The sequence below is a fragment of the Kingella negevensis genome, assembly GCF_030177895.1.
GTDB classification, from domain to species: domain Bacteria; phylum Pseudomonadota; class Gammaproteobacteria; order Burkholderiales; family Neisseriaceae; genus Kingella_C; species Kingella_C negevensis.
The window spans coordinates 1,644,651-1,667,591 of the sequence record NZ_CP123448.1 but is presented as its reverse complement, the minus strand read 5'-3'; the positions used below and the strand labels follow the sequence as shown (position 1 = coordinate 1,667,591).

The 22,941-nt window shown below is 46.8% G+C and carries 19 protein-coding genes, 2 tRNA genes, 3 rRNA genes and 3 pseudogenes; 11 read left to right on the top strand and 16 right to left on the bottom strand.

Features of this window, described 5'->3' with window-relative positions; genetic code table 11:
• Nucleotides 1–32: 32 nt before the first annotated feature.
• Nucleotides 33–179, bottom strand: coding sequence for a hypothetical protein (locus QEO93_RS09200; RefSeq protein ID WP_157686250.1), 147 nt, complete (start codon nt 177–179; stop codon nt 33–35).
• Complete coding sequence (locus QEO93_RS09195; RefSeq protein ID WP_032136612.1) at nt 176–673, bottom strand: hypothetical protein; 498 nt, start codon at nt 671–673, stop codon at nt 176–178. Before QEO93_RS09195 ends, QEO93_RS09200 begins: the two co-directional genes overlap by 4 nt.
• A 51-nt stretch (nt 674–724) precedes the next feature.
• Here QEO93_RS09195 and QEO93_RS09190 point away from each other — a divergent pair.
• Nucleotides 725–829: pseudogene (locus QEO93_RS09190) on the top strand (transposase); the annotation flags it as partial.
• Between the two features lie 293 nt (nt 830–1,122).
• On the opposite strand, the pseudogene QEO93_RS09185 reads toward QEO93_RS09190, so the two are convergent.
• The 4 genes and pseudogenes from QEO93_RS09185 to QEO93_RS09170 form a co-directional block, all read right to left on the bottom strand.
• Nucleotides 1,123–1,999 (bottom strand): annotated as a pseudogene (locus QEO93_RS09185) (NAD(P)-dependent oxidoreductase).
• 53 nt (nt 2,000–2,052) lie between these two features.
• Nucleotides 2,053–3,171 (bottom strand): S-(hydroxymethyl)glutathione dehydrogenase/class III alcohol dehydrogenase, encoded by a 1,119-nt coding sequence (locus QEO93_RS09180; RefSeq protein ID WP_032136613.1) that lies wholly within the window; start codon nt 3,169–3,171, stop codon nt 2,053–2,055.
• An 82-nt stretch (nt 3,172–3,253) separates the two neighbouring features.
• Nucleotides 3,254–3,874 carry an IMPACT family protein gene (locus QEO93_RS09175; protein WP_032136614.1) on the bottom strand — a complete coding sequence of 207 codons (621 nt, stop codon included), beginning with the start codon at nt 3,872–3,874 and terminating at the stop codon, nt 3,254–3,256.
• A 62-nt stretch (nt 3,875–3,936) separates the two neighbouring features.
• A complete protein-coding gene (locus tag QEO93_RS09170) occupies nt 3,937–4,575 on the bottom strand; it encodes a DedA family protein (RefSeq protein WP_032136615.1) in 639 nt (212 codons plus the stop codon).
• An 80-nt stretch (nt 4,576–4,655) separates the two neighbouring features.
• On the opposite strand from QEO93_RS09170, the gene QEO93_RS09165 reads away from it, so the two are divergent.
• The 5 genes from QEO93_RS09165 to QEO93_RS09145 are packed head-to-tail and all read left to right on the top strand — an operon-like array spanning nt 4,656 to nt 8,720.
• On the top strand, nt 4,656–5,279 hold the full coding sequence (locus QEO93_RS09165) for an esterase/lipase family protein (protein WP_032136616.1): 624 nt from the start codon (nt 4,656–4,658) through the stop codon (nt 5,277–5,279).
• A 16-nt stretch (nt 5,280–5,295) separates the two neighbouring features.
• Entirely contained in the window at nt 5,296–5,727 is a 432-nt protein-coding gene (aroQ, locus tag QEO93_RS09160; protein ID WP_032136617.1) for a type II 3-dehydroquinate dehydratase, read from the top strand.
• A 38-nt stretch (nt 5,728–5,765) separates the two neighbouring features.
• Nucleotides 5,766–7,439, top strand: coding sequence for an O-linked N-acetylglucosamine transferase, SPINDLY family protein (locus tag QEO93_RS09155; protein ID WP_167331699.1), 1,674 nt, complete (start codon nt 5,766–5,768; stop codon nt 7,437–7,439).
• Nucleotides 7,429–7,563, top strand: a complete 135-nt coding sequence (locus QEO93_RS09150; RefSeq protein WP_284627577.1) for a hypothetical protein — start codon at nt 7,429–7,431, stop codon at nt 7,561–7,563. The genes QEO93_RS09155 and QEO93_RS09150 overlap by 11 nt, the downstream gene beginning before the upstream one ends.
• Nucleotides 7,560–8,720, top strand: coding sequence for a 3-phenylpropionate MFS transporter (locus tag QEO93_RS09145; RefSeq protein WP_032136618.1), 1,161 nt, complete (start codon nt 7,560–7,562; stop codon nt 8,718–8,720). The genes QEO93_RS09150 and QEO93_RS09145 overlap by 4 nt, the downstream gene beginning before the upstream one ends.
• Nucleotides 8,721–8,763: 43 nt before the next feature.
• On the opposite strand, the gene QEO93_RS09140 is transcribed toward QEO93_RS09145, so the two are convergent.
• The gene (locus QEO93_RS09140; RefSeq protein WP_179184639.1) at nt 8,764–9,468 is read right to left on the bottom strand and encodes an SAM-dependent methyltransferase; all 705 of its coding nucleotides are present in this window, start codon (nt 9,466–9,468) and stop codon (nt 8,764–8,766) included.
• A gap of 107 nt (nt 9,469–9,575) precedes the next feature.
• Between QEO93_RS09140 and QEO93_RS09135 the strand changes: the two genes are divergently transcribed.
• Entirely contained in the window at nt 9,576–10,703 is a 1,128-nt protein-coding gene (locus tag QEO93_RS09135) for an ABC transporter permease (RefSeq protein WP_032136634.1), read from the top strand.
• A 209-nt stretch (nt 10,704–10,912) separates the two neighbouring features.
• Nucleotides 10,913–12,373: an efflux transporter outer membrane subunit gene (locus QEO93_RS09130; protein ID WP_085815403.1), complete on the top strand. Its 1,461-nt coding sequence runs from the start codon at nt 10,913–10,915 to the stop codon at nt 12,371–12,373.
• 56 nt (nt 12,374–12,429) lie between these two features.
• On the opposite strand, the gene rplS is transcribed toward QEO93_RS09130, so the two are convergent.
• Genes rplS through rpsP form a run of 4 tightly spaced genes read right to left on the bottom strand, consistent with a single transcriptional unit; the run spans nt 12,430 to nt 14,336 of the window.
• The gene (gene rplS / locus QEO93_RS09125) at nt 12,430–12,798 is read right to left on the bottom strand and encodes a 50S ribosomal protein L19 (protein ID WP_032136621.1); all 369 of its coding nucleotides are present in this window, start codon (nt 12,796–12,798) and stop codon (nt 12,430–12,432) included.
• Between the two features lie 15 nt (nt 12,799–12,813).
• Nucleotides 12,814–13,575: a tRNA (guanosine(37)-N1)-methyltransferase TrmD gene (trmD, locus tag QEO93_RS09120; RefSeq protein ID WP_032136622.1), complete on the bottom strand. Its 762-nt coding sequence runs from the start codon at nt 13,573–13,575 to the stop codon at nt 12,814–12,816.
• A complete protein-coding gene (rimM, locus tag QEO93_RS09115; RefSeq protein WP_032136623.1) occupies nt 13,575–14,084 on the bottom strand; it encodes a ribosome maturation factor RimM in 510 nt (169 codons plus the stop codon). The genes trmD and rimM overlap by 1 nt, the downstream gene beginning before the upstream one ends.
• A 3-nt stretch (nt 14,085–14,087) precedes the next feature.
• On the bottom strand, nt 14,088–14,336 hold the full coding sequence (rpsP, locus tag QEO93_RS09110; RefSeq protein WP_032136624.1) for a 30S ribosomal protein S16: 249 nt from the start codon (nt 14,334–14,336) through the stop codon (nt 14,088–14,090).
• A gap of 199 nt (nt 14,337–14,535) precedes the next feature.
• Here rpsP and QEO93_RS09105 point away from each other — a divergent pair, with 199 nt between their 5' ends.
• From QEO93_RS09105 to QEO93_RS09095, 3 genes and pseudogenes are all read left to right on the top strand, one after another.
• Nucleotides 14,536–15,666 (top strand): M20 metallopeptidase family protein, encoded by a 1,131-nt coding sequence (locus QEO93_RS09105; protein WP_032136625.1) that lies wholly within the window; start codon nt 14,536–14,538, stop codon nt 15,664–15,666.
• 84 nt (nt 15,667–15,750) lie between these two features.
• A complete protein-coding gene (gene alr, locus QEO93_RS09100) occupies nt 15,751–16,815 on the top strand; it encodes an alanine racemase (protein ID WP_032136626.1) in 1,065 nt (354 codons plus the stop codon).
• A gap of 79 nt (nt 16,816–16,894) precedes the next feature.
• Nucleotides 16,895–17,332 (top strand): annotated as a pseudogene (locus QEO93_RS09095) (IS630 transposase-related protein).
• 83 nt (nt 17,333–17,415) lie between these two features.
• Here QEO93_RS09095 and rrf read toward each other — a convergent pair.
• The 5 genes from rrf to QEO93_RS09070 all read right to left on the bottom strand — a co-directional run bounded on the left by rrf (nt 17,416) and on the right by QEO93_RS09070 (nt 22,741).
• Nucleotides 17,416–17,527: ribosomal RNA gene (gene rrf, locus QEO93_RS09090) — 5S ribosomal RNA — on the bottom strand.
• Nucleotides 17,528–17,645: 118 nt separating this feature from the next.
• Nucleotides 17,646–20,529: ribosomal RNA gene (locus QEO93_RS09085) — 23S ribosomal RNA — on the bottom strand.
• Between the two features lie 393 nt (nt 20,530–20,922).
• Nucleotides 20,923–20,998: transfer RNA gene (locus QEO93_RS09080), tRNA-Ala, on the bottom strand.
• 57 nt (nt 20,999–21,055) lie between these two features.
• Nucleotides 21,056–21,132 (bottom strand) — tRNA-Ile (locus QEO93_RS09075).
• A 68-nt stretch (nt 21,133–21,200) separates the two neighbouring features.
• A 16S ribosomal RNA gene (locus tag QEO93_RS09070) occupies nt 21,201–22,741 on the bottom strand.
• The 16S, 23S and 5S rRNA genes sit together here with 2 tRNA genes alongside, the layout of an rRNA operon.
• Nucleotides 22,742–22,941: the final 200 nt, after the last annotated feature.

Sequence of the window (22,941 nt, the reverse complement as noted above, 5' to 3'; positions counted from 1 at the left end):
ATGGTTTTTCAGGCTGCCTGAATGGTGTTTAATTAATTTGATTTATTTGGAACAGGTTGAACTGTAATGGTTTGCACTAAATTTTTTTCTTTTGCTGCCTGAAATGCTTTTAAAGATAAAACCAGTGCTTCTGTTTTTAATTTTCGGATTTTTTCCTGTTGGCTATTTTGTTTCATCATGCCTCCGTTGCTTCGTTAAAAACGATGATAAAGCAGTTTTCTTTAACAATTTTTCTGAATTTTATCAAATTTTTCTCGCATTGCGTACACAATCGCTCGTACGTTTTTCTTAGGGATTGGGTTTCAACGATAAAATAATAGCATTGTGCTTGAAATTCACGCTGATGAGTGAGCATGATTTGAATAAGCGTTTGATGAAACTGCTTAATTTCACGATATGAAAATGGGAAATGGTTAGGACTGGTGTATAAATTATCACTATTGCCTGTTTCGTTAAATTCATCAATGCGCTGCGTGGCAACAAATTTCACGCTGAAACTGTGATAGTTTGCTGACGTTTCATCTTCTATTTGCGCGACAAAACTAGCCGTTAAACTTTGTCCTGCGGCAAAAATGATGGTGTAGGCTGTATCGCCAATTTGGAATTGTATTTGTTGCTGCGAAATCTGTACTTCTTCATCAAAGAAATTTTGAAAAACAATGGGTTGGTTCATTTTTAAATAGTTAGACAGCCTGAAAATTATCCCAGTATTCGTGAGAAACTTTGGGGTGGTGCGTTGTGGTCGCCGTCTTATTTTGCAGGTAGTTGTGATGGGGCACCTATTTCCATTATTCGGCAATATATTGAGCAGCAAAATACACCTGACTGAAATTCAACGTTTTTAGGACTGCTTCGCAGTCCGCGCCTGATATCTCCGTCGTGAACGGCGAAGTTTTACGGCGCATTCGGATAAAACATTTGCCGTAGCTCGGCTTTCCAAACCAACAATCCAAGTAAATGCTGCCTGAAAAAGTTGCATTTTAGCTAACGTTATTTACCTTGAACGTGGCGTTACGTCGCCCCCCCTTTTTTTTCGCGCCGTGAAACTTCAATCTTTTCAGGCAGCGTCAATGTTGTGCTGTCGACTTGGAAAGCCGACCTACTCAAAGGCAGCCTGAAACCTTATTGTTTTACCACTTGCAAATAAATGCCTGAAACGTCTTCGCCGCCCAAACCTGATTCCACCGCCGCTTGGTATTGCGCTGCTGTTGCTTCAATCGCAGGAAGATTCAGCGATAAATTTTTCATTTCGCCACGCGCCAAATTCAAATCTTTGCTGGCGTGTTTCAGCATAAACGCCGCAGGAAACTCTTGATTCAGCAACAATGGTTTTTTCGTTTGGAACATCGGCGAATTCATCGCAGAGCCACCAATCGCTTCGGCTAATTCATTCAAATCAATGCCAAATTTTTCGCCAAACAACATCGCTTCCGCATACACTTCGCCAAACACGCCCAACAACGAATTGAGCACCAATTTTGCGCCCGAGCCTTTGCCCACGCCGCCAAAATGAAAAGTTTGTTTGCCCAAAAAGCTAAAAACGGTGCGCAACGGATTCAAAATCGCTTCTTCGCCGCCAAATAAAATCAGCAACGTGCCATTGGTCGCAGGCGCAACCGAACCCGAAACAGGAGCTTCGGCAAATTGTCCGCCGTGTTTTTCTACTAATTCTTTGATTTTTAAATTTTCAGTTGGCGACACGGTACTCATATTGACAATGATTTTGCCTTGTAATTGGGCGCACACGTCTGCATTCAAAATATCCACCGCCGCCGCGTAATCCGACACCAACAAAATGGTCGCTTCATACGCTTGCACCAATTCTGCTGCTGATGTGAACACTTTCGCGCCTTTTTCGGCAAATTCCGCGCTTTTCGCCGCGTTTCGGTTATACACACCTACGCCAATTTCGTTGGCTAATAAGCGATTAACCAACCATTGGCACGCCCATTTGTCCTAAACCAATCCAGCCGATTTGTTTGAATTCTGTTGTCATAATAATTTCCTTATTGACTTCAGGCAGCCTGAAACTTTTTCAGGCTGCCTTTGGGGTTAAAAATGAATCACGGTGCGAATCGATTTGCCTTCGTGCATTAAATCAAACGCTTGATTGATTTCATCTAGCGACATCGTGTGCGTGATGAAATCGCTCAATTTAAATTCGCCGCGTTGATATTGCGCGATTAAATCAGGCAATTCGCTGCGCCCTTTGTAGCCACCAAACGCCGAACCGCGCCACACGCGTCCCGTTACCAGTTGGAATGGGCGCGTTTTGATTTCCGCACCAGCAGGGGCAACGCCAATAATCACGCTTTCGCCCCAACCTTTGTGGCAGCATTCCAACGCCGCACGCATTAAATCTACATTGCCCACACATTCAAATGAAAAATCTACGCCGCCATCTGTCAATTCAATAATCACGTCTTGGATTGGTTTATCGTAATCTTTTGGGTTGATGAAATCGGTTGCGCCCAATTCTTTCGCTTTGGCGAATTTGTCGGGGTTGATGTCAATCGCAATAATGCGGCTGGCTTGCGACATACGCGCACCGATAATCGCTGCCAAACCAATGCCACCCAAACCAAACACGGCAACGGTATCGCCCGCTTTCACTTTTGCCGTTTTTGTTACCGCGCCAATGCCAGTGGTTACGCCACAGCCCAGCAGACACACTTCTTCCAACGGCGCGTCATCCTGAATTTTAACCAATGAATATTGCGAAACCACCGTGTATTCCGAAAACGTAGAAGTCCCCATGTAGTGATAAATTGGCTTGCCGTCTTTGGAAAAGCGCGTTGTGCCGTCAGGCATCAAACCTTTGCCCTGCGTGGCGCGAACGGCTGAACACAAATTCGTTTTGCCTGATGTGCAGAATTTGCATTGTTTGCATTCCGCCGTGTAAAGCGGAATCACATGATCGCCGACTGCGAAATCGGTTACGCCTTCGCCCACCGCTTCCACAATCCCTGCGCCTTCGTGTCCCAACACGCATGGAAACACGCCTTCCGAATCCTGCCCCGACAGCGTGTAAGCGTCTGTGTGGCACACGCCTGTTGCGACAATGCGAACCAACACTTCGCCAGCTTGTGGCGGCATTAAATCAATTTCTTCAATCACTAACGGCTCGTTGGGCGCGTAGGCGACGGCGGCGCGTGTTTTAATCATTTGCATATTTTTTTCCTCTCAAAAGTAATATCGGCTAAACCCAAAAATATTTCAGGCAGCCTGAAAATTCATTTTACGCGAAAATCTTTCAGGCCGCCTGAAACGGCTCATCGCTTAAATCAATCGTCCGCTCAAACTGCCACGCATTCACGGCTGCCTGAAAATCCGCCAACGGCACACGCACCGTTAAACGACAATCCAGTTGCAAATCTTGCGCAATAATATTCGCGTGATGATTTTTCGCAATCCGCAGCGCGTCATTCAAATGCGGATAATCGCAACGCAAATACAGCGTTTTTTCAATATTTTTTTCCACAATCTCGGCAGCCTGAAACGCCATTTGCGTGGACGTTTTATAAGCGTGAATCAAACCTGGAACGCCCAGCAACGTGCCGCCAAAATACCGCACCACCACGACCAACACATCAGTCAATTCAAACGAATCAATCTGCCCCAAAATTGGACGACCTGCGCTGCCTGACGGTTCGCCATCATCGTTGGTACGAAATTGGTTGCCGTCTGTGCCGAGACGGTAGGCATAACACCAATGCCGCGCTTTGTGGTGTTCTTGGCGCAAATCATCAACGTGTTTTTTCACGTCATCAGCGGTTAAAACTGGGTAGGCGTAGGCGATAAAGCGGCTGCCTTTGTCTTTAAATTCGGCTTGGATTGGCGCGGATAGGGTTTTGTAGGTTGTGATTTCAGTCATTTCAATCTTTCTATATTTTTTCAGGCTGCATTATATAAATAATGCAGCCTGAAACCTTTATTTCATTTCTTCATCTTCGCACGAACAATCTCAACAATCATCGGCACAACAGAAACCACAATAATCGCAATCACCACCAAGCCAAAATTATTTTTCACGGCTGGCACATTACCAAACGCATAACCTAGATAAGTAATCCCCAACACCCAAGCCAGCGCACCAATCACGTTGTAGCGGAAAAACTGCCCATAATTCATCTTGCCCATGCCGCCCACAAATGGCGCAAACGTGCGCACAATCGGCACAAATCGCGCCAAAATAATGGTTTTGCCGCCGTATTTTTCATAAAACGCGTGGGTTTTGTCCAAATATTCCTGTTTAAAAATGCGGCTGTTTTTGTTGGCGAACAGCTTTTCGCCGAAGTGTTTGCCAATTTCAAAATTGGACGCATCGCCAGCAATCGCCGCCACAATCAGCAATGCCACCAACAAATGCACGTTCAACACGCCGTTAGAAGTTGCTGCCACCGCGCCCGCCGCGAACAGCATAGAATCGCCAGGTAACACAGGCGTTACCACCAAACCTGTTTCGCAAAACACAATCAAAAATAAAATCGCATAAACCCACGCCCCATGTTGCGCGACTAGGGTTACTAAGTGCTTGTCTATGTGTAAAATAAAGTCTAAAAGTTGTATCAACATTTTTTCAGGCTGCCGTTAAAAAAGAGCGATTGTATGTGATTTTCAGGCAGCCTGAAAACGGTTTTTTAAGGAAAACAGCGATGAATGTTACTCAAAATGTGGTGCTGATACACGGTTTATACACCGGCCCTGTGATTATGCGCGTGTTAGGCAAACGTTTGTCGGAACAAGGTTTTGTGCCGCATTATTTTGCTTACGCGACAACAAAGCAGAATCTACACCAGCATGCGTTGGCACTGGCAAACTGGTTGCGAGAAAAGCAGCTTGTGCCGTGCCATTTTGTGGCGCATAGTTTGGGCGGTTTGCTGTTGCAGCATTTGGCAGACGTTGCGCCTGAGCTGTTTCAAGCGCGTGTGGTTACGCTGGGTTCGCCGCATCGCGGCAGTTTAACGGCAAAATGGGTGCATGGTTTTCAGGCTGCGTTATTGGGCGGTGCGTGGCAAGACGCGCTAGACGGTTCGCTGCCTGAAAAACCGTTGCCCGTGCTGTGTGGCAATATTGCAGGCTGCGCGGAAAATGGCGTGGGAAAGCTGGTGTTGAAATTGCCGCAGCCAAACGATGGCACGGTGGCTTTAGAAGAAACGAGGCTGCCTGAAAGTGTGCCGTTATTGGTGCATTGTGGGCATACAGATTTGTTGTTTAACAAAGACGTGGCGCAGCAAACAGGGTATTTTTTGCAAAACGGTTGTTTTCAGGCAGCCTGAAAACGAAAGGACAAACATGAAAAACGTTTTAATCATCAACGGACCGAATTTAAATTTACTCGGCTTGCGCGAACCGCACATTTACGGCGCAGAAACTTTGGCAGACGTGTCGGCAAAACTAGACAAAATCGCGCCTGAATTAAACATATCGTTGCAGCATTTTCAAAGCAACCATGAAGGCGCGATTGTGGACAAACTGCACGAAACGCGCGGCAAAGTGGACTGGGTCATCATCAACGCAGGCGCGTACACCCACACCAGCGTGGCGATTCGAGATGCGTTGGCAGGCGTGGCGATTCCGTTTGTGGAAGTGCATATTTCCAATGTGCATAGCCGCGAGCCGTTCCGTCATCATTCGTATTTGTCCGACAAAGCTGTGGGCGTGGTTGCGGGACTGGGGACTTTTGGCTATGAAGCCGCTTTGCAATTTGTCGCCAAACAACCTTAATGCAGCCTGAAACCCCGTCTACAAAAAAACAAACCATCATGACCACACCAACCTACTCCGAAATTTTCCACCTATACGAACAACGCCAATTTCCCGAAGCACTGGCAGCGTGCGAACTTTTTTTGCGCGAAAACCCCAATCACAGCGAAATCCTCAATATTCAGGCTGTGTCATTTTGCGAACAAGAACAATACAAACAAGGCATTGCCGCATGGCTCGCCATTCCCCAAAATGAACACATCGTAGGCATTCAAAGCAATCTCGGCGCAACCTATATCCGCCTCAAACAATACGATTTAGCCCGCAAACATCTATTGCGTGCCATCGAACTCAATCCCCACAGCGCACACGTTTTATATAACATGGCGTTTCTCTGCAAAGAAACCCAATCCAACCCCGCAGAAACCCTACGCTACCTACGCGCCACACTCAAAGAAGACCCCGCTTTTGTTCACGCACTAGAAAATTTTGTTTTTTACGAATACTTCGCCGAACAACCCGATTTAGTCGCCATACGCGAAGCTGCCAAACAATATGCCGCCTACTTAACTCAAAAAACCACCGCATGGCGCAGCCTGAAAACCGTTCAGGCTGTCAATCCAAACAAACGCCTCAAAATCGGCATCGTTTCCGCCGACATACACCATCATCCAGTTGGGCATTTTTTAGCCAGTTTGCTCGAAAGCCAAGCTGCCAACGAATACGATTGGACCGCGTATCACAATACTCATCATTTTGACGACCTAACCGAACGTGTCCGTCAAAAATTCACCCATTGGCACACAATAGACCAATGGACAGATGAGCAACTCGTTCAACAAATCCAAGCCGATGAAATAGACGTGTTAATCGACCTCTCAGGCTACACCGACCACCACCGCCTAGCCGTATTTGCCGCCCGAGTTGCACCCGTGCAAATCAGTTGGCTCGGCTATTGGGGGACAACAGGTTTGCCCACCATGAACGCCTTAATTGCCGACCCATATTGCGTCCCGCCCGAAGAAGAACCGTTTTACACAGAACAAATCTGGCGCATGCCGCAAACGCGTTTGTGCATGAGCACACCAAACGAAGGCGGCTCAGTTGTGCCATTGCCTGCGCTGAAAAATGGTTACATCACATTCGGCTGCTTTCAAAACGTGTTGAAAATCAACGAATCCGTTTTAAAAACATGGGCAAAAATCGCTTTCAGGCTGCCTGAAAATCGTTGGTTTTTCAAAAGCAGCAGCGTTGCGCCGAATAGTCCGTATCTGGAAGCGTTCAAGCAAAAACTGGTTCAGCACGGCTTCAATCTCAATCACGTGCATTTTGAAAATGTGAGTTTGCGTGAGGACTACTTCGCCGCGTATCACAAAATTGATTTAGTGTTGGATACCTTCCCTTATAGCAACGGCGCGAAAACCTGCGATGCCCTGTGGCAAGGTGTGCCGACGCTTACGCTCACACAGTCTGGCATGCTGGCAAGACAAGGCGAACAGCTTTTACGCGCCGCGCAGTTGGGCGACTGGGTATGCCGTTCTGCTGATGAATATGTGAAAAAGGCGATTGAGTGGGCGAGCCCCACGCGCTGGGGACAACTCAACGCCATGCGTTTGGGCTTGCGTGAACACGTCAAACAAACACCGATTTTTGATAACGAAACATTCGGGCGCGATTGGGTGGATTTGGTGCGGCAAATTTGGCACGATGCGTGTCGGAAAAATGCAGCCTGAAATTTTTTGTAGAAACATAAGTATCTACAAAAGTTTGGCACATCGGCGGCTCGCCGACGCGCCACTCACTAAATTGCAGCCTGAAAACCCCATTCTCAACTCCCAAAAAGGAACACCAGCATGAAATCTCTACCCCCCAAAGTTTCCGCGTTTGCATGGCTATCCATGAACTTTTTTGGCTTTTACAGCGCGTTTGGCGTGATACAACCGTTCTTCCCCTTGTGGCTCAAAAGCCATGCGTATTCCGAATTATTTATCGCCGCCGTGATGTCGTCCGCGTATCTGTTTCGGTTTGCAGGTGGATTGCTGTTATCCAAGTGCGTGAAAAATATTCATTGGCTGCTGAATGTGATTCGTTTTGCGACTTTTGGCAGTTTGTGTGCGCTGATTGCCGTAGGCGCAAGTGTCGGCAATCATTGGGCTTTGGTGCTGCTGGTTTGGGTGTTTTTTCTGTTTAACGGCGGTGTGATGCCGTTGAATGAAACCGCTGCTTCTGCGTGGCAAAAGCAAATCACGCTGGATTATGGTCGGGCGCGACTGAGCGGCTCGGCAGCGTATATCATCGGCGCAATGCTTTCAGGCAGCGTGGCGGAACATTTTGGCGCAAGTCAGTTGATTTATTTGATGATGGGGTTCACGGCGTTACAGTTCATCATGCAATGGGCGAAACCGAACCCAGCATTGGTTCAAAAGGAAACGCAACACAGCGAAGCGTCTAAAAGTTTCTTGGCAATTTTCAGGCAGCCTGAAGTAAAACAAATGCTGATTGCGGTTTCCTTAATTCAAGGCAGCCATGCGGCATATTACACTTATGGCGCGATTTATTGGAAAACGCAGGGGATTACGGAGCAGCAGATTAGTTGGCTGTGGAGCGTTTCGGTGGTGGCGGAAATTGTGCTGTTTTTCTTCTCTAAACGACTGATTGGCGGTGCGTCGATTACGCGGTTGATGCAGGCTTCTGCGCTGATTGCTGGCAGCCGTTGGTTATTGATGACGGTAACGGCTGACCCGACGATGCTGATGTTGGTGCAGATATTGCACGCTGGGACGTTTAGTTTGTCGCATTTTGCGATGGTGAAATTTATTGTGCAGCAGCCTGAAAGTGATATGGCGAAATTGCAGGCGTTGTATATTGGGCTGGGCAGTTGCGTGGCGATTGCTGGTTTGACGTTGGTGTCGGGTGGTTTGTATCAGCTTCATCCGTTGCTGGCGTTTGGGGCGATGGGCTTGGTGGGGTTGGCGGCGTTGCGGTTTGTACCGAAAGTGGTGGAAGTGAAATAGAAAATGCAGCCTGAAAAATAGTTTTCAGGCTGCATTTTGTGTTTCAGGCTGCGTGCAAAACAAAAATCGCAGGACGTTTCTTCAACACAGGCAATTCCGCCAACTTACGCCATTCGCTCACTGTTTTGCTGACAATCAACTGCGTTGGCAAAGTCAAATCACACGCCACACACAAGCGCGTTTCGGGGTGCAAAGTCGCAATCGCGTCTGCCAACAAAGCATCATTGCGATACGGCGTTTCAATGAACACTTGCGTTTCGTTGGCTTGGCGTGAACGCGTTTCCAGAGCTTTCAGGCTGCCTGAACGCCCGTCTTTATCAGCAGGAATGTAGCCTTTGAACGCGAAACATTGCCCGTTTGCGCCTGAAGCCATCAGTGCTAACACAATGCTGCTCGCGCCAATCAATGGTTTCACTTCAAAGCCGTGCGCGTGCACCAGCGCGACTAAATTCGCCCCTGGATCGGCAATCGCTGGGCAACCTGCTTCGCTGATTAAACCGACATCGCGCCCGTCTTTCAAAGGTTGCAGCAGCGCGGCGACTTCGCTTTCTGGCGTGTGTTCGTTGAGCGTGTGCAGCGATAATTCACGCACGGGCGTGTTCACTAAATGGCGCAAATGGGCGCGCGCGGTCTTTTCGGCTTCCACAACAAAATCGGTGATGTGGGCGATTTGGCTTTGCTCGTGTGGCAGTAAACAAGGGGTGTCGGGCGCGCCAAGCGGGGTGGGAATAAGGTAAAGTGTTGGCATAATGTTTTCACTGACAAAAAATGGAATTATAGCAAAACAGTTTTCAGGCTGCGTTTGGGCATATAATTCTTTCTTTTATACAATTTTGCAGCCTGAAAAGAATAATGATGCGTGCTATTAAAAATATTTTTGCGCTGTGCATAAAAGAATTGCGCAGTTTATTTGGCGATAAGGTGCTGCTGGTGATGATTGTGTTGGTGTTTACCGTTTTGGCGGTGCAATCAGCGCGCGGAGTCAGCACAGAAGTGAAAAACGCCACAGTGGGCGTGATTGATTTGGATAACTCGGTTTTATCGCACCGCATTACAGACGCGCTGTTGCCGCCCTATTTCATGCAGCCTGAAAACGTGAAGCGTGAAGACGCGCAGGAAATGATGAATAAAGGCAAATACGTTTTTATTTTGGAATTTCCGCCCAATTTCCAGCGTGATGTGCAAATGGGGCGCGCGCCTGAAGCCCAGCTTTTGGTGGACGCAACCAGTATGACGCAGGCGGGTGTGGGTCAGATGTACATTTCGCAAATTTTTAGCCGCGAAGTGTTGGCGTTTACAGGGCGAACACAGTTGGCTCGCGATATCATGCCAGCCAAAGCAACGATTAACGTGGTGGCGAATCCGAACAGCGAAAGCGTGTGGTATCAAGGCTTATCACACGTGAGCAATATGCTGACGATGTTGGCATTGGTGTTGGTGGGTGCGGCGGTGATTCGTGAGCGTGAACGTGGCACGATTGAGCATTTATTGGTGATGCCCGTTTCCGCTTCTGAACTGGTGTTCGCGAAAATTTTGGCAAATGGCGCGGTGGTGGTGCTGGCAGCGACTTTGTCGATGCGTTATGTGGTGCGCGATTATTTGGCAGTACCGTTTACGGGTTCGTTGGCGTTGTATGCATTTGGCGCGATGATTTTCATGTTTTCAGTGGCTTCGTTGGCAGTGATGTTGGCAACGCTTGCGCCGACTATGCCGCAATATAGTTTGCTGATGATGCCTGTTTACATTGTTGCGCTGATGTTTTCAGGCAGCACTTCGCCGCGTGGGAATATGCCAGCCGTGGCGCAATCCATCAGCGAATATTGGCCAACCACGCAGTTCGCGCAATATGGGCAAGCCGTGATTTTTCGTGGGGCTGGTCTGGATATTGTTTATCCGCAGTTAATTGCCATGGGTTTGGTGGGCGGCGTGTTTTTGATTTTTGCGCTGATTCGGTTTCGTAAAATGTTGGAAAAACAAGGTTGATTTTTTTCAGGCTGCGATTTTTATTCAATTAAGAAACCTGATTTGGTAGAGACAAGGTTTATCCTTGTCCAATCTGTTATTTTTCTGAAACGTATAAAAGGACAGAGATAAACTCTGTCCCTACCAAATAGCAGCCTGAAAACTATCCACACATTCTTTCAGGCTGCAAATTCAATCGCAGCCTGAAAATTTATAGAAGGAATTTTTTAATGACTAACTTGAAAACACTTTCAGGCTGCATTTTGCTCGCGTTGAGTTTATCCGCTTGCCAAAATACCCAAATTAACACGCAAAGCCAAATTACTGTCCCCAGCGCGTTCAATCACGCTCAAGCCGCGCAATCGCAAAACGAATTAGCAAGCTGGTGGAAAAATTGGCACGACCCTGTTCTGAACCAACTGATTGAACAAGGTTTGCAAAACAGTCCCGATGTGAAAATCGCCCTTTCGCGCCTGAACGAAGCGCGCGCCAATGCTCGTTTAGCGCAGGCTGATTTAGGCGCACAAGTCGGCTTAAATGGCACAGTTGGCGTAACGCGCGGCAATGTGGACAACCCACTTTCAGGCAGCACACGCAGCGCGTTGGCAACCAACCCACTTACCGCACCCCTTTCAGGCAGCGACCACACCATTAAAGGCACAAGCGCGTATGGCGGTTTTGCCGCTTCGTGGGAAGCCGATATTTTCGGCGGCAAACGCAGCGATGTCGATGCCGCACGCGCCGCCGCATTGGGCGTGCAAGAGCAGTTTTACGGCGCACAAGTTTTGCTGTCAGGCGACATCGCCGAGCAATATTTCCAAGCGCGCGCCATTCAGTTGCGCGAACAAGCCGCCGAGCAAAGCATTGCCGCGCTGGAACGCATGGCGCAATATGTGCAAGGACGCTTCCGCGCAGGCTTAACCACAGCCTACGAAGTGGACGAAGTGAACAGCAAATTGTCTGCCATGCGCGGCAAATACGCCACATTGCAAACCCAGTTTGACCAACGCGTTCGCAACATCGCCGTGCTAATTGGCGAAACGCCACAAACTTTCAGGCTGCCTGAAAGCACACAAAACGCTCTGCTCACACCGCCAGCCGCCCCATACGGCGAAACCCCGCAAGATATCATCAATCGCCGCCCTGATTTACGCGTACGCGCCGCGCAAGTTCAAGCGTATGCCGCCAAATTAGCCAGCGCAAAAGCCGATTTATTGCCACGCTTCACGATTAACTTTTTGGGACAAGGCGGACGCTTCGGCATTAGCGGCGATGAAAGCGTGAAAGGCTGGGCGAGCTTGTTTAGCGTGGGCATTCAAACGCCATTGTTTACCAACGGGCGCATTCACGCGAATATTGACGCGGCGGACGCGCGTTTGAAAACGACGTTATTGGAATACGACCAGGCATTGTTGCAAGCATTGGCGGACACGGATTCTGCGTATCAGTTTCAGGCTGCATTAGCACAACAAAATCAGCTGTTGCAACAAGCGCAGCAGCAATCAGCAAAACAAGCCGCAGACGCGCAAACACTGTTCCGCTATGGCAGCAAAACGCTGGATTACGCACTGACTTCACGTGTGAATGCAGCACAAGCACAAGAAAATTTGGCGCAAGGACAGTTGGCGCAAGCGCAGGCTTTGGTGGGTTTGTATAAATCGCTGGGTGGTGGTTGGGCTGTTAGCCAATAGCCCAAAAATAAAAAAGCAGCCTGAAAATGTTTTCAGGCTGCTTTTTATTAAACCAATTACGCTTGTTTGCGAGCAGGCAATTTTTCTTTAATGCGAGCTGCTTTACCAGTCAAGCCACGCAAGTAGTACAATTTCGCACGGCGAACGTCACCACGGCGTTTAACTTCGATTTTTTCAACAGTTGGAGAATGCAATTGGAATGTACGTTCAACACCTTCGCCGCTAGAGATTTTACGAACGATGAAGCTGCTGTTCAAGCCACGGTTACGACGAGCGATTACAACGCCTTCGTATGCTTGCAAACGGCTGCGTGAACCTTCCACAACACGTACAGATACGACTACTGTGTCGCCTGGTGCAAATTCAGGGATTTCTTTATTCAAACGAGCGATTTCTTCTTGCTCTAAAACATCAATTAAATTCATTTTATTATTCCTAAGTTATGATATGGATGACTCGTCGCTTTCTTGACGGATTTTGTCTAAAAGTCGAGTTTCCTGTGGGAGCAATTCACGACTAACCAATAAATCAGGTCGGCGTGTTAAAGTGCGACGCAACGATTGTTCTAATCGCCATTCCGCAATCAGCGCATGATTACCCGATTTCAAAATATCGGGAACAGCCATACCCTGAAATTCTGCTGGGCGCGTATAGTGTGGATAATCCAGCAAACCGTCTGCAAATGAATCTTGCTCTGCTGAAGCAATTTCGCCTAACACGTTGGGAACGAAACGCAGCACAGCATCCATCAACATCATTGCGGGCAGTTCGCCGCCCGAAACAACAAAATCGCCAATGGAAATTTCTTCATCAACAGCCGTTTGCAAAACACGTTCATCAACGCCTTCATAGCGTCCACAAAGCAGCACTAAATTATCTAGTTGCGACAATTCCAATACTTTTTTATGTGTGAGAGATTGCCCTTGCGGGCTGAGATAAATCACACGACTATTTTTCAGGCTGCCTGAAAATTGTTGTTTCGCAGCCTGAATAGCGCAAAACAAAGGTTCTGCCATCATTACCATACCTACACCGCCACCAAAAGGACGGTCGTCAATATAGCCGAGTTTATTATCAGCAAATTGACGGGGGTTGATGGCTGCAAATTGCCAAATATCTTGTTTCCGTGCGCGACCTGTTACACCGTATTCTGTAATGCTTTCAAACATTTCAGGGAACAGAGTAATTGCTTGAATAAACATCAGTAGTCCAAGCCCCAGTCGGCTGTGATGATTTTGGTTTCTTTGTTCACATCATCGATGTAATGTGAAACGAATGGGATAAGTATATCGCCTGATTCGCCACGAATCACCAAAACATCATGTGCGCCCGTTTCCATTAATTTGGTTACTTTGCCTAATTGTGCGCCTTCACGATTAACGACTTGCATACCAACCAAATCTGTCCAGTAATATTCGTCTTCTTCCGTCTCAGCAAAGCTGTCACGAGAAATTTCAATCGTATAGCCACGCAATAAAGCGGCATCATCACGGTCATGGATGTGAGAGAACTTCACTTGCAACTCATCACCAGCAATTTTACCTGCTTCCACTTCAACGATTTGCACATCTTTGTCTTTCACTAAACGCCATTCGGGGTAGTCTAACAAGCTATCGATGTATTCTGTGCTTGGCTGAACTTTTACCCAGCCTCTTACACCAAATACGCCTTTGATATAGCCCATTGCTACCCAGTTTTGCATATCGCTCATAGATTAAGCAGCAGCTTGTTGCTCTTTAACCAATTTAGCAACGGCTTCGCTCAATTGCGCGCCTTGAGCAACCCAGTGGTTCAAGCGGTCTGCTTGCAAGCGTACGCGTTCTTGTTTTTCATTAGCAACTGGGTTGTAGAAACCAACACGTTCAATGAAACGACCATCGCGACGGCTGCGGCTGTCTGCTACGATGATGTTGTAAAAAGGACGTTTTTTAGAGCCGCCACGGGCTAAACGGATAACTACCATGTTGTAAATTCCTTAAATTTATGAGAAATGTATGGGTATAGAAAACCGTGCATTTTAGTTTGTTTTGGGTTATTTAGGCAAGTATTTATTTGTTTTTCACGCTAAATCTTGTTATGCAGCCTGAAAGGTGGGTTTTATCATTGAACTTGTATGGTGCTAGGAATACAATTCTTTATCTATTTCATCGGAAGGGGTTATCATGAATTCGGAAAATTTGGCTCTTTGCGTGGCATTGCGCCGTGAATTGCACGCGCACCCTGAGTTATCAGGCTGCGAAACGTGGACAAAATGGCGATTGATGGATTTTTTACGTGAACATACTTCTCTGAAGTTGTTTGACCATGGGCATTTTTTCTATGCATTGTATCAGGGAAAAAGTGCTGCACCTGCGATTGCGTTTCGTGCGGATTTTGATGCTTTGCCGATTGAAGATGAAATTGATGCACCGCACCGTTCGCAATGTTCAGGCGTGGGGCATAAATGTGGACATGATGGGCATTCGGCTACATTGTGCGCCTTGGCTTTGGAAGTAGAACACACGCAGCCTGAACGTTCGGTTGTGTTTTTGTTTCAGCCTGCGGAGGAAACTGGCGAAGGGGCGAAGTCTTGCTTAGATGTGTTTAAAGAGCAAAATATTAGTGAGTTTTATGCTTATCATAATTATCCGAGTGAACCTTTCAAAACGGTTTCTTTGAAAAAGGGAACGATTTGTTTGACTTCTAAGGGTTTGAGTTTGTTCTTTAAAGGGAAAACGGCGCACGCTAGCCAGCCTGAAAATGGGATAAATCCTGCTTATACGATTGCGAAGTTGATTCAAAAAATTGAGCAAATTCAATCTGATGATTCTTTATTTGATGATTTTATTCGTTGTACGATTGTGAATGTGCAAGTGGGCGAAGCGGCTTTTGGTGTGGCGGCTGGCGATGGTATTTTGCGTTTGACTATTCGGGCTTATCATGACCATGATTTGGCAAAACTGGAACGTGTAATCGTGGAAGCTGCTCAAGAAATGTCTGAACAACAAGGCATTGCGTTCCATACGGAAGAACAAGATTATTTCCCTGCTACTGTTAATGATGATGGCGCTGTGGATAAGATTTGGGCTTCATGTCAGGCAGTGGGTCAGCCGATTAAGGAATTGCCTGAATTTTTCCGTGCTTCGGAAGATTTTGGGTATTTCTTGCAGAATGTTCGTGGGGCGATGTTGTTTATTGGTAATGGCGAAAATGCACCGCCGTTGCACACTTATAATTTTGATTTTCCTGATGATTTGATTGAAGTCGGTGTTAAGACGTTTATGTCGTTGATTCAATCGGAACAGGTTTTATAATTTGTATTTTCTTTCAGGCTGCCTGAATTTATGGCAGCCTGAAACTTTTGTTTTATTTTTCAGGCTGCCTGAAAGGATTTGGTTATGCGCCCTTTGATTTGTGAAATTCGTTTAAATTATTTGCGTGAGAATTATCTGTATTTGAAAAAGGTTCATGGTAATAAATTATTGGCTGTAGTGAAGGCTAATGCTTATGGGCATGGTGCGGTTCAATGTGTTCAGGCGTTGCATGATATTGCGGACGGTTTTGCGGTGGCTTTTGTGCAAGAGGCGATTGAGTTGCGTGAAAATGGGATTACGAAGCCGATTGTTTTACTGGAAGGGGCTTTGGAGGCAACGGAGTATGCGGAAATTGATAAATATGATTTGTGGACGGTAGTTCATAATCAAACGCAATTAGAGAATTTGTTGGCGTATAACTGGCAAAAACCTGCTACGGTTTGGTTGAAAATGGATAGTGGTATGCACCGTGTAGGCTTCTTTCCACATAATTTTGCGGCGGCTTATACGGCTTTGTCGCAAAGTAATAAAGTGGCAAATATTGTGAAAATGACGCATTTTGCTTGTGCTGATGAAGATGAAACGGGCATGACTGAAATGCAAATTGAGGCCTTTGATTTGGCTTGTGAGGGATTGGCTGGCGAAGAGAGCATTGCAAATTCGGCAGCAATGTTGCGCTTTCCTGAAACGCATCGTGATTGGGGGCGGGCTGGTTTAGCTTTATATGGTATAGACCCAATGAGCAAATTTGAAACAGAATATGCGATTAAACCTGTGATGCGGTTAAGTAGTAAAATTTTCTCTGAACGGGTTTTACAACCGCATGAACCGATTGGTTATGGGGCAAGTTTTTATACGAAACGTTCAACTCGTGTGGGTGTGGTGGCGTGTGGTTATGCTGATGGGTATCCGCGCTGTACGCCAAGTGATACGCCTGTGGCGATTAATGGAGCGCGTTCTCGTGTGATTGGTCGTGTATCTATGGATATGATGACTGTTGATTTGCACGATAATCATTTTAAAATTGGCGATGAAGTCGAGTTATTTGGTGATGTGGTGAATATCAATGAATTAGCTAGTGCAGCTGGTACTATTACTTATGAGATTTTATGTAACATGAAACGTGCTAAACGTATTTATGTGAAGTGATTTTTAATAGCAGGATAGGAAATATAGAAAATTCAAAATAAAATAGTGCAATTCTAATTTTATCTTTAAGGTGCATAAAATGGCATATTCAATTGATTTACGAGAAAAAGCATTAAATTGTTACAAGCAATCTAACAATGCAAGTAAAGTTGCCAAAACCTATGGTATCTCAAGAAATACACTTTACCTTTGGATTAAATTAGAAGAACAAACAGGTAGCCTGAAACATCAAGTCAAAGGGCAAAATGCCACTAAATGGGATACGCAAGCACTCAAACAATATATTGAACAAAATCCTGATGCTTATCTCTATGAAAATGCTAGATTTCACAGAATGGGTATTCTGCAAGAAATGGTGCATCATTTGGGGCATAAAATTCTACCGCTTGCACCTTATTCGCCTGAATGAAATCCAATAGAAAAAACATGGGCAAATATTAAGAAATATATGCGTTCAATTTTGCCTAGTTATGATAATTTCACAGATGCGTTACTATCCTATCTTTATTTTAATTAACTATAACATTTTCTATCCTACTTTATTATTCACTTAACAGAAAAACCCTCTACTAATAACTAGCAGAGGGTTTAGAATAAATAGTTTGGCGATGACCTACTTTCGCATAGGGACTATACTATCATCGGCGCTGGTTTGTTTCACTGTCCTGTTCGAAATGGGAAGGAGTGGGACCAAACCGCTATGGTCGCCAAACAAAAACTGTAAATTGGTAAGCCGTTATTTAATCAACTATTAGGTGATGAACTGTATTTATCAGTAAGCTTTATATTTGATACTTTAAAAGGTTTTATTTTAAAGTTCTTCAAATGATAGAGTCAAGCCTCACGAGCAATTAGTATTAGTTAGCTTCAAGTGTTACCACTCTTCCACACCTAACCTATCAACGTCCTGGTCTAGAACGACTCTTTAGTGCGGTTAAACCGCAAGGGAAGTCTCATCTTTGGGCGAGTTTCGCGCTTAGATGCTTTCAGCGCTTATCTCTTCCGAACTTAGCTACCCGGCTATGCTTCTGGCGAAACAACCGGTACACCAGAGGTTCGTCCACTCCGGTCCTCTCGTACTAGGAGCAGCCCCCTTCAAACTTCCAACGCCCACTGCAGATAGGGACCAAACTGTCTCACGACGTTTTAAACCCAGCTCACGTACCACTTTAAATGGCGAACAGCCATACCCTTGGGACCGACTACAGCCCCAGGATGTGATGAGCCGACATCGAGGTGCCAAACTCCGCCGTCGATATGGACTCTTGGGCGGAATCAGCCTGTTATCCCCGGAGTACCTTTTATCCGTTGAGCGATGGCCCTTCCATTCAGAACCACCGGATCACTATGTCCTGCTTTCGCACCTGCTCGACTTGTCGGTCTCGCAGTTAAGCTACCTTTTGCCATTGCACTATCAGTCCGATTTCCGACCGGACCTAGGTAACCTTCGAACTCCTCCGTTACTCTTTGGGAGGAGACCGCCCCAGTCAAACTGCCTACCATGCACGGTCCCCGACCCGGATAACGGGTCTGGGTTAGAACCTCAAAGTCACCAGGGTGGTATTTCAAGGACGGCTCCACAGAGACTAGCGTCTCTGCTTCAAAGCCTCCCACCTATCCTACACAAGTGACTTCAAAGTCCAATGCAAAGCTACAGTAAAGGTTCACGGGGTCTTTCCGTCTAGCAGCGGGGAGATTGCATCTTCACAACCATTTCAACTTCGCTGAGTCTCGGGAGGAGACAGTGTGGCCATCGTTACGCCATTCGTGCGGGTCGGAACTTACCCGACAAGGAATTTCGCTACCTTAGGACCGTTATAGTTACGGCCGCCGTTTACTGGGGCTTCGATCCGATGCTTGCACATCTTCAATTAACCTTCCAGCACCGGGCAGGCGTCACACTCTATACGTCCACTTTCGTGTTAGCAGAGTGCTGTGTTTTTAATAAACAGTCGCAGCCACCGATTCTCTGCGACCCTCAGGGGCTTACGGAGTAAATCCTTCACCTTAGAGGGCATACCTTCTCCCGAAGTTACGGTATCAATTTGCCGAGTTCCTTCTCCCGAGTTCTCTCAAGCGCCTTAGAATTCTCATCCTGCCCACCTGTGTCGGTTTGCGGTACGGTTCAATTCAAACTGAAGCTTAGTGGCTTTTCCTGGAAGCGTGGTATTTACTACTTCATGTCCGTAGACACTCGTCATCACATCTCGGTATTAAAGAAGCGGATTTACCTACTTCCTCTACCTACCTGCTTAAACAATCTAATCCAACAGATTGATAGCATAACCTTCTCCGTCCCCACATCGCATTTGAATCAAGTACAGGAATATTAACCTGTTTCCCATCGACTACGCATCTCTGCCTTGCCTTAGGGACCGACTCACCCTACGCCGATGAACGTTGCGTAGGAAACCTTGGGCTTTCGGCGAGCGGGCTTTTCACCCGCTTTATCGCTACTCATGTCAACATTCGCACTTCTGATACCTCCAGCAACCTTTACAAGTCACCTTCGCAGGCTTACAGAATGCTCCCCTACCATGCATTACCGCATCCGCAGCTTCGGTTATAGATTTGAGCCCCGTTACATCTTCCGCGCAGGAAGACTCGACCAGTGAGCTATTACGCTTTCTTTAAATGATGGCTGCTTCTAAGCCAACATCCTGGCTGTCTGTGCCTTCCCACTTCGTTTACCACTTAATCTATCATTTGGGACCTTAGCTGGCGGTCTGGGTTGTTTCCCTCTTGACACCGGACGTTAGCACCCGATGTCTGTCTCCCGAGGAGCAACTTGATGGTATTCTTAGTTTGCCATGGGTTGGTAAGTTGCAATAACCCCCTAGCCATAACAGTGCTTTACCCCCATCAGTCTCATATCTCGAGGCACTACCTAAATAGTTTTCGGGGAGAACCAGCTATCTCCGAGTTTGTTTAGCCTTTCACCCCTATCCACAGCTCATCCCCGCATTTTGCAACATGCGTGGGTTCGGACCTCCAGTACCTGTTACGGCACCTTCATCCTGGCCATGGATAGATCACTCGGTTTCGGGTCTACACCCAGCAACTAGTCGCCCTATTAAGACTCGGTTTCCCTACGCCTCCCCTACTCGGTTAAGCTCGCTACTGAATGTAAGTCGTTGACCCATTATACAAAAGGTACGCAGTCACACCACAAAGATGCTCCCACTGTATGTATGCATCAGGTTTCAGGTTCTATTTCACTCCCCTCCCGGGGTTCTTTTCGCCTTTCCCTCACGGTACTGGTTCACTATCGGTCGATGATGAGTATTTAGCCTTGGAGGATGGTCCCCCCATATTCAGACAGGATTTCACGTGTCCCGCCCTACTTTTTGTATACTTAGTACCATCATTGAGATTTCAAATACGGGGCTATCACCCACTATGGCGGAAGTTTCCAATTCCTTCTTCTATCTCAACAACTATCATATACAGGCTTTTCCGCGTTCGCTCGCCACTACTTGCGGAATCTCGGTTGATTTCTTTTCCTCTGGGTACTTAGATGGTTCAGTTCTCCAGGTTCGCTTCTCTAGCCCTATGTATTCAGACTAGGATACTGATTACTCAGTGGGTTTCCCCATTCGGATATCACGGTATCATTGCTTTTTTGCCAGCTTCTCCGTGCTTTTCGCAGGCTTACACGTCCTTCTTCGCCTATCATCGCCAAGGCATCCACCTGATGCACTTATTCACTTGACTCTATCATTTGAAGAACCTTCTGACTTTGTTAATCAGTGCGTTGACTACATGACTAACTTAGATTCTCTACTTTGATAAAGCTTACTGCTTGTTGTGTACTAACCTTGCCTTTTGAATTCAAGGTTAGTTGATACAATCATCACCCAAATTTTGTCATTCGATTTGTTGCCTTTACAGGCTGCCTGAAATACTGTTGCATCAGCATCCCAAACCAAATCGACAACATTGTCTTTGTTTGTTGATTTCGGCTTTCCAATTTGTTAAAGATCGATGCGTTTAATTATACTTCTTCTCAGCTTTCGCTTATAAAAATATATCGCAAATTAAAGTAAGCTCGCCAGTTTATCTAAACTTGCTTTAATTTGCAATCTAATTTTTCATTTTATTTAATCTTGGTGGAGGCAAACGGGATCGAACCGATGACCCCCTGCTTGCAAAGCAGGTGCTCTACCAACTGAGCTATGCCCCCAGTATTTACCTATTAAATTGATTTCTTTTTCTTCTAATTTAACTCAGTTTATTCTCTTGGTGGGTCTGGTAGGACTTGAACCTACGACCCCACGCTTATCAAGCGTGTGCTCTAACCACCTGAGCTACAAACCCTATGTGTCGCATCTTTATTTCAGCTTACCGATAAGTGTGAGTACCTAATCGCCTCTTCTTTTCTCTAGAAAGGAGGTGATCCAGCCGCAGGTTCCCCTACGGCTACCTTGTTACGACTTCACCCCAGTCACGAAGCATACCGTGGTAAGCGGACCCCTTACGGTTATCCTACCTACTTCTGGTATCCCCCGCTCCCATGGTGTGACGGGCGGTGTGTACAAGACCCGGGAACGTATTCACCGCAGTATGCTGACCTGCGATTACTAGCGATTCCGACTTCATGCACTCGAGTTGCAGAGTGCAATCCGGACTACGATCGGTTTTCTGGGATTGGCTCCACCTCGCGGCTTGGCTACCCTCTGTACCGACCATTGTATGACGTGTGAAGCCCTGGTCATAAGGGCCATGAGGACTTGACGTCATCCCCACCTTCCTCCGGTTTGTCACCGGCAGTCTCATTAGAGTGCCCAACTTAATGATGGCAACTAATGACAAGGGTTGCGCTCGTTGCGGGACTTAACCCAACATCTCACGACACGAGCTGACGACAGCCATGCAGCACCTGTGTTACGGTTCCCGAAGGCACTCTCCCGTCTCTGGGAGATTCCGTACATGTCAAGACCAGGTAAGGTTCTTCGCGTTGCATCGAATTAATCCACATCATCCACCGCTTGTGCGGGTCCCCGTCAATTCCTTTGAGTTTTAATCTTGCGACCGTACTCCCCAGGCGGTCAATTTCACGCGTTAGCTACGCTACTAAGCAATCAAGTTGCCCAACAGCTAATTGACATCGTTTAGGGCGTGGACTACCAGGGTATCTAATCCTGTTTGCTACCCACGCTTTCGAGCATGAACGTCAGTGTTATCCCAGGGGGCTGCCTTCGCCATCGGTATTCCTCCACATCTCTACGCATTTCACTGCTACACGTGGAATTCTACCCCCCTCTGACACACTCTAGCTAGCCAGTTCAAAACGCAGTTCCCAAGTTGAGCTCGGGGATTTCACATCTTGCTTAACTAACCGTCTGCGCTCGCTTTACGCCCAGTAATTCCGATTAACGCTCGCACCCTACGTATTACCGCGGCTGCTGGCACGTAGTTAGCCGGTGCTTATTCTTTAGGTACCGTCATCAGTTAATGATATTAGCATCAACCTTTTCTTCCCTAACAAAAGTCCTTTACAACCCGAAGGCCTTCTTCAGACACGCGGCATGGCTGGATCAGGCTTTCGCCCATTGTCCAAAATTCCCCACTGCTGCCTCCCGTAGGAGTCTGGGCCGTGTCTCAGTCCCAGTGTGGCGGATCATCCTCTAAGACCCGCTACTGATCGTCGCCTTGGTGGGCCTTTACCCCACCAACTAGCTAATCAGATATTGGCCGCTCGAATAACGCGAGGTCCGAAGATCCCCCACTTTCACCCTCAGGTCGTATGCGGTATTAGCTATCCTTTCGGATAGTTATCCCCCATTACTCGGTACGTTCCAATATATTACTCACCCGTTCGCCACTCGCCGACAGTAGTGCAAGCACTACCTCGCTGCCGTTCGACTTGCATGTGTAAAGCATGCCGCCAGCGTTCAATCTGAGCCAGGATCAAACTCTTATGTTCAATCTCTAACTTACTTAACTTCTGGTCTGCTTCAAAGAAACCAACAAAGAGTAACTAACCAAAGTTAATCACAATCTTGTCTGTTTTTGTCGCAGTGTGAGACCATCAGGCACTCACACTTATCGGTAATCTGTTCTGTTAAAGAGCTTGTCTCAGAAATCTAAATCCACTATAATTCAGTAGTTCTTCTTTTCTTTTTC

Excerpts from the sequence above, each read along its gene's own strand:
- QEO93_RS09200 (WP_157686250.1), bottom strand. The coding sequence starts at position 179 with ATGATGAAACAAAATAGCCAACAGGAAAAAATCCGAAAATTAAAAACA.
- rplS (WP_032136621.1), bottom strand. The coding sequence starts at position 12,798 with ATGAATTTAATTGATGTTTTAGAGCAAGAAGAAATCGCTCGTTTGAAT.
- QEO93_RS09140 (WP_179184639.1), bottom strand. The coding sequence starts at position 9,468 with ATGCCAACACTTTACCTTATTCCCACCCCGCTTGGCGCGCCCGACACC.
- QEO93_RS09155 (WP_167331699.1), top strand. The coding sequence starts at position 5,766 with ATGACCACACCAACCTACTCCGAAATTTTCCACCTATACGAACAACGC.
- QEO93_RS09145 (WP_032136618.1), top strand. The coding sequence starts at position 7,560 with ATGAAATCTCTACCCCCCAAAGTTTCCGCGTTTGCATGGCTATCCATG.
- aroQ (WP_032136617.1), top strand. The coding sequence starts at position 5,296 with ATGAAAAACGTTTTAATCATCAACGGACCGAATTTAAATTTACTCGGC.
- QEO93_RS09175 (WP_032136614.1), bottom strand. The coding sequence starts at position 3,874 with ATGACTGAAATCACAACCTACAAAACCCTATCCGCGCCAATCCAAGCC.
- QEO93_RS09170 (WP_032136615.1), bottom strand. The coding sequence starts at position 4,575 with ATGTTGATACAACTTTTAGACTTTATTTTACACATAGACAAGCACTTA.
- alr (WP_032136626.1), top strand. The coding sequence starts at position 15,751 with ATGCGCCCTTTGATTTGTGAAATTCGTTTAAATTATTTGCGTGAGAAT.
- QEO93_RS09180 (WP_032136613.1), bottom strand. The coding sequence starts at position 3,171 with ATGCAAATGATTAAAACACGCGCCGCCGTCGCCTACGCGCCCAACGAG.
- rimM (WP_032136623.1), bottom strand. The coding sequence starts at position 14,084 with ATGAGCGATATGCAAAACTGGGTAGCAATGGGCTATATCAAAGGCGTA.
- QEO93_RS09105 (WP_032136625.1), top strand. The coding sequence starts at position 14,536 with ATGAATTCGGAAAATTTGGCTCTTTGCGTGGCATTGCGCCGTGAATTG.
- trmD (WP_032136622.1), bottom strand. The coding sequence starts at position 13,575 with ATGTTTATTCAAGCAATTACTCTGTTCCCTGAAATGTTTGAAAGCATT.
- QEO93_RS09195 (WP_032136612.1), bottom strand. The coding sequence starts at position 673 with ATGAACCAACCCATTGTTTTTCAAAATTTCTTTGATGAAGAAGTACAG.
- rpsP (WP_032136624.1), bottom strand. The coding sequence starts at position 14,336 with ATGGTAGTTATCCGTTTAGCCCGTGGCGGCTCTAAAAAACGTCCTTTT.
- QEO93_RS09165 (WP_032136616.1), top strand. The coding sequence starts at position 4,656 with ATGAATGTTACTCAAAATGTGGTGCTGATACACGGTTTATACACCGGC.
- QEO93_RS09150 (WP_284627577.1), top strand. The coding sequence starts at position 7,429 with ATGCAGCCTGAAATTTTTTGTAGAAACATAAGTATCTACAAAAGTTTG.
- QEO93_RS09135 (WP_032136634.1), top strand. The coding sequence starts at position 9,576 with ATGCGTGCTATTAAAAATATTTTTGCGCTGTGCATAAAAGAATTGCGC.
- QEO93_RS09130 (WP_085815403.1), top strand. The coding sequence starts at position 10,913 with ATGACTAACTTGAAAACACTTTCAGGCTGCATTTTGCTCGCGTTGAGT.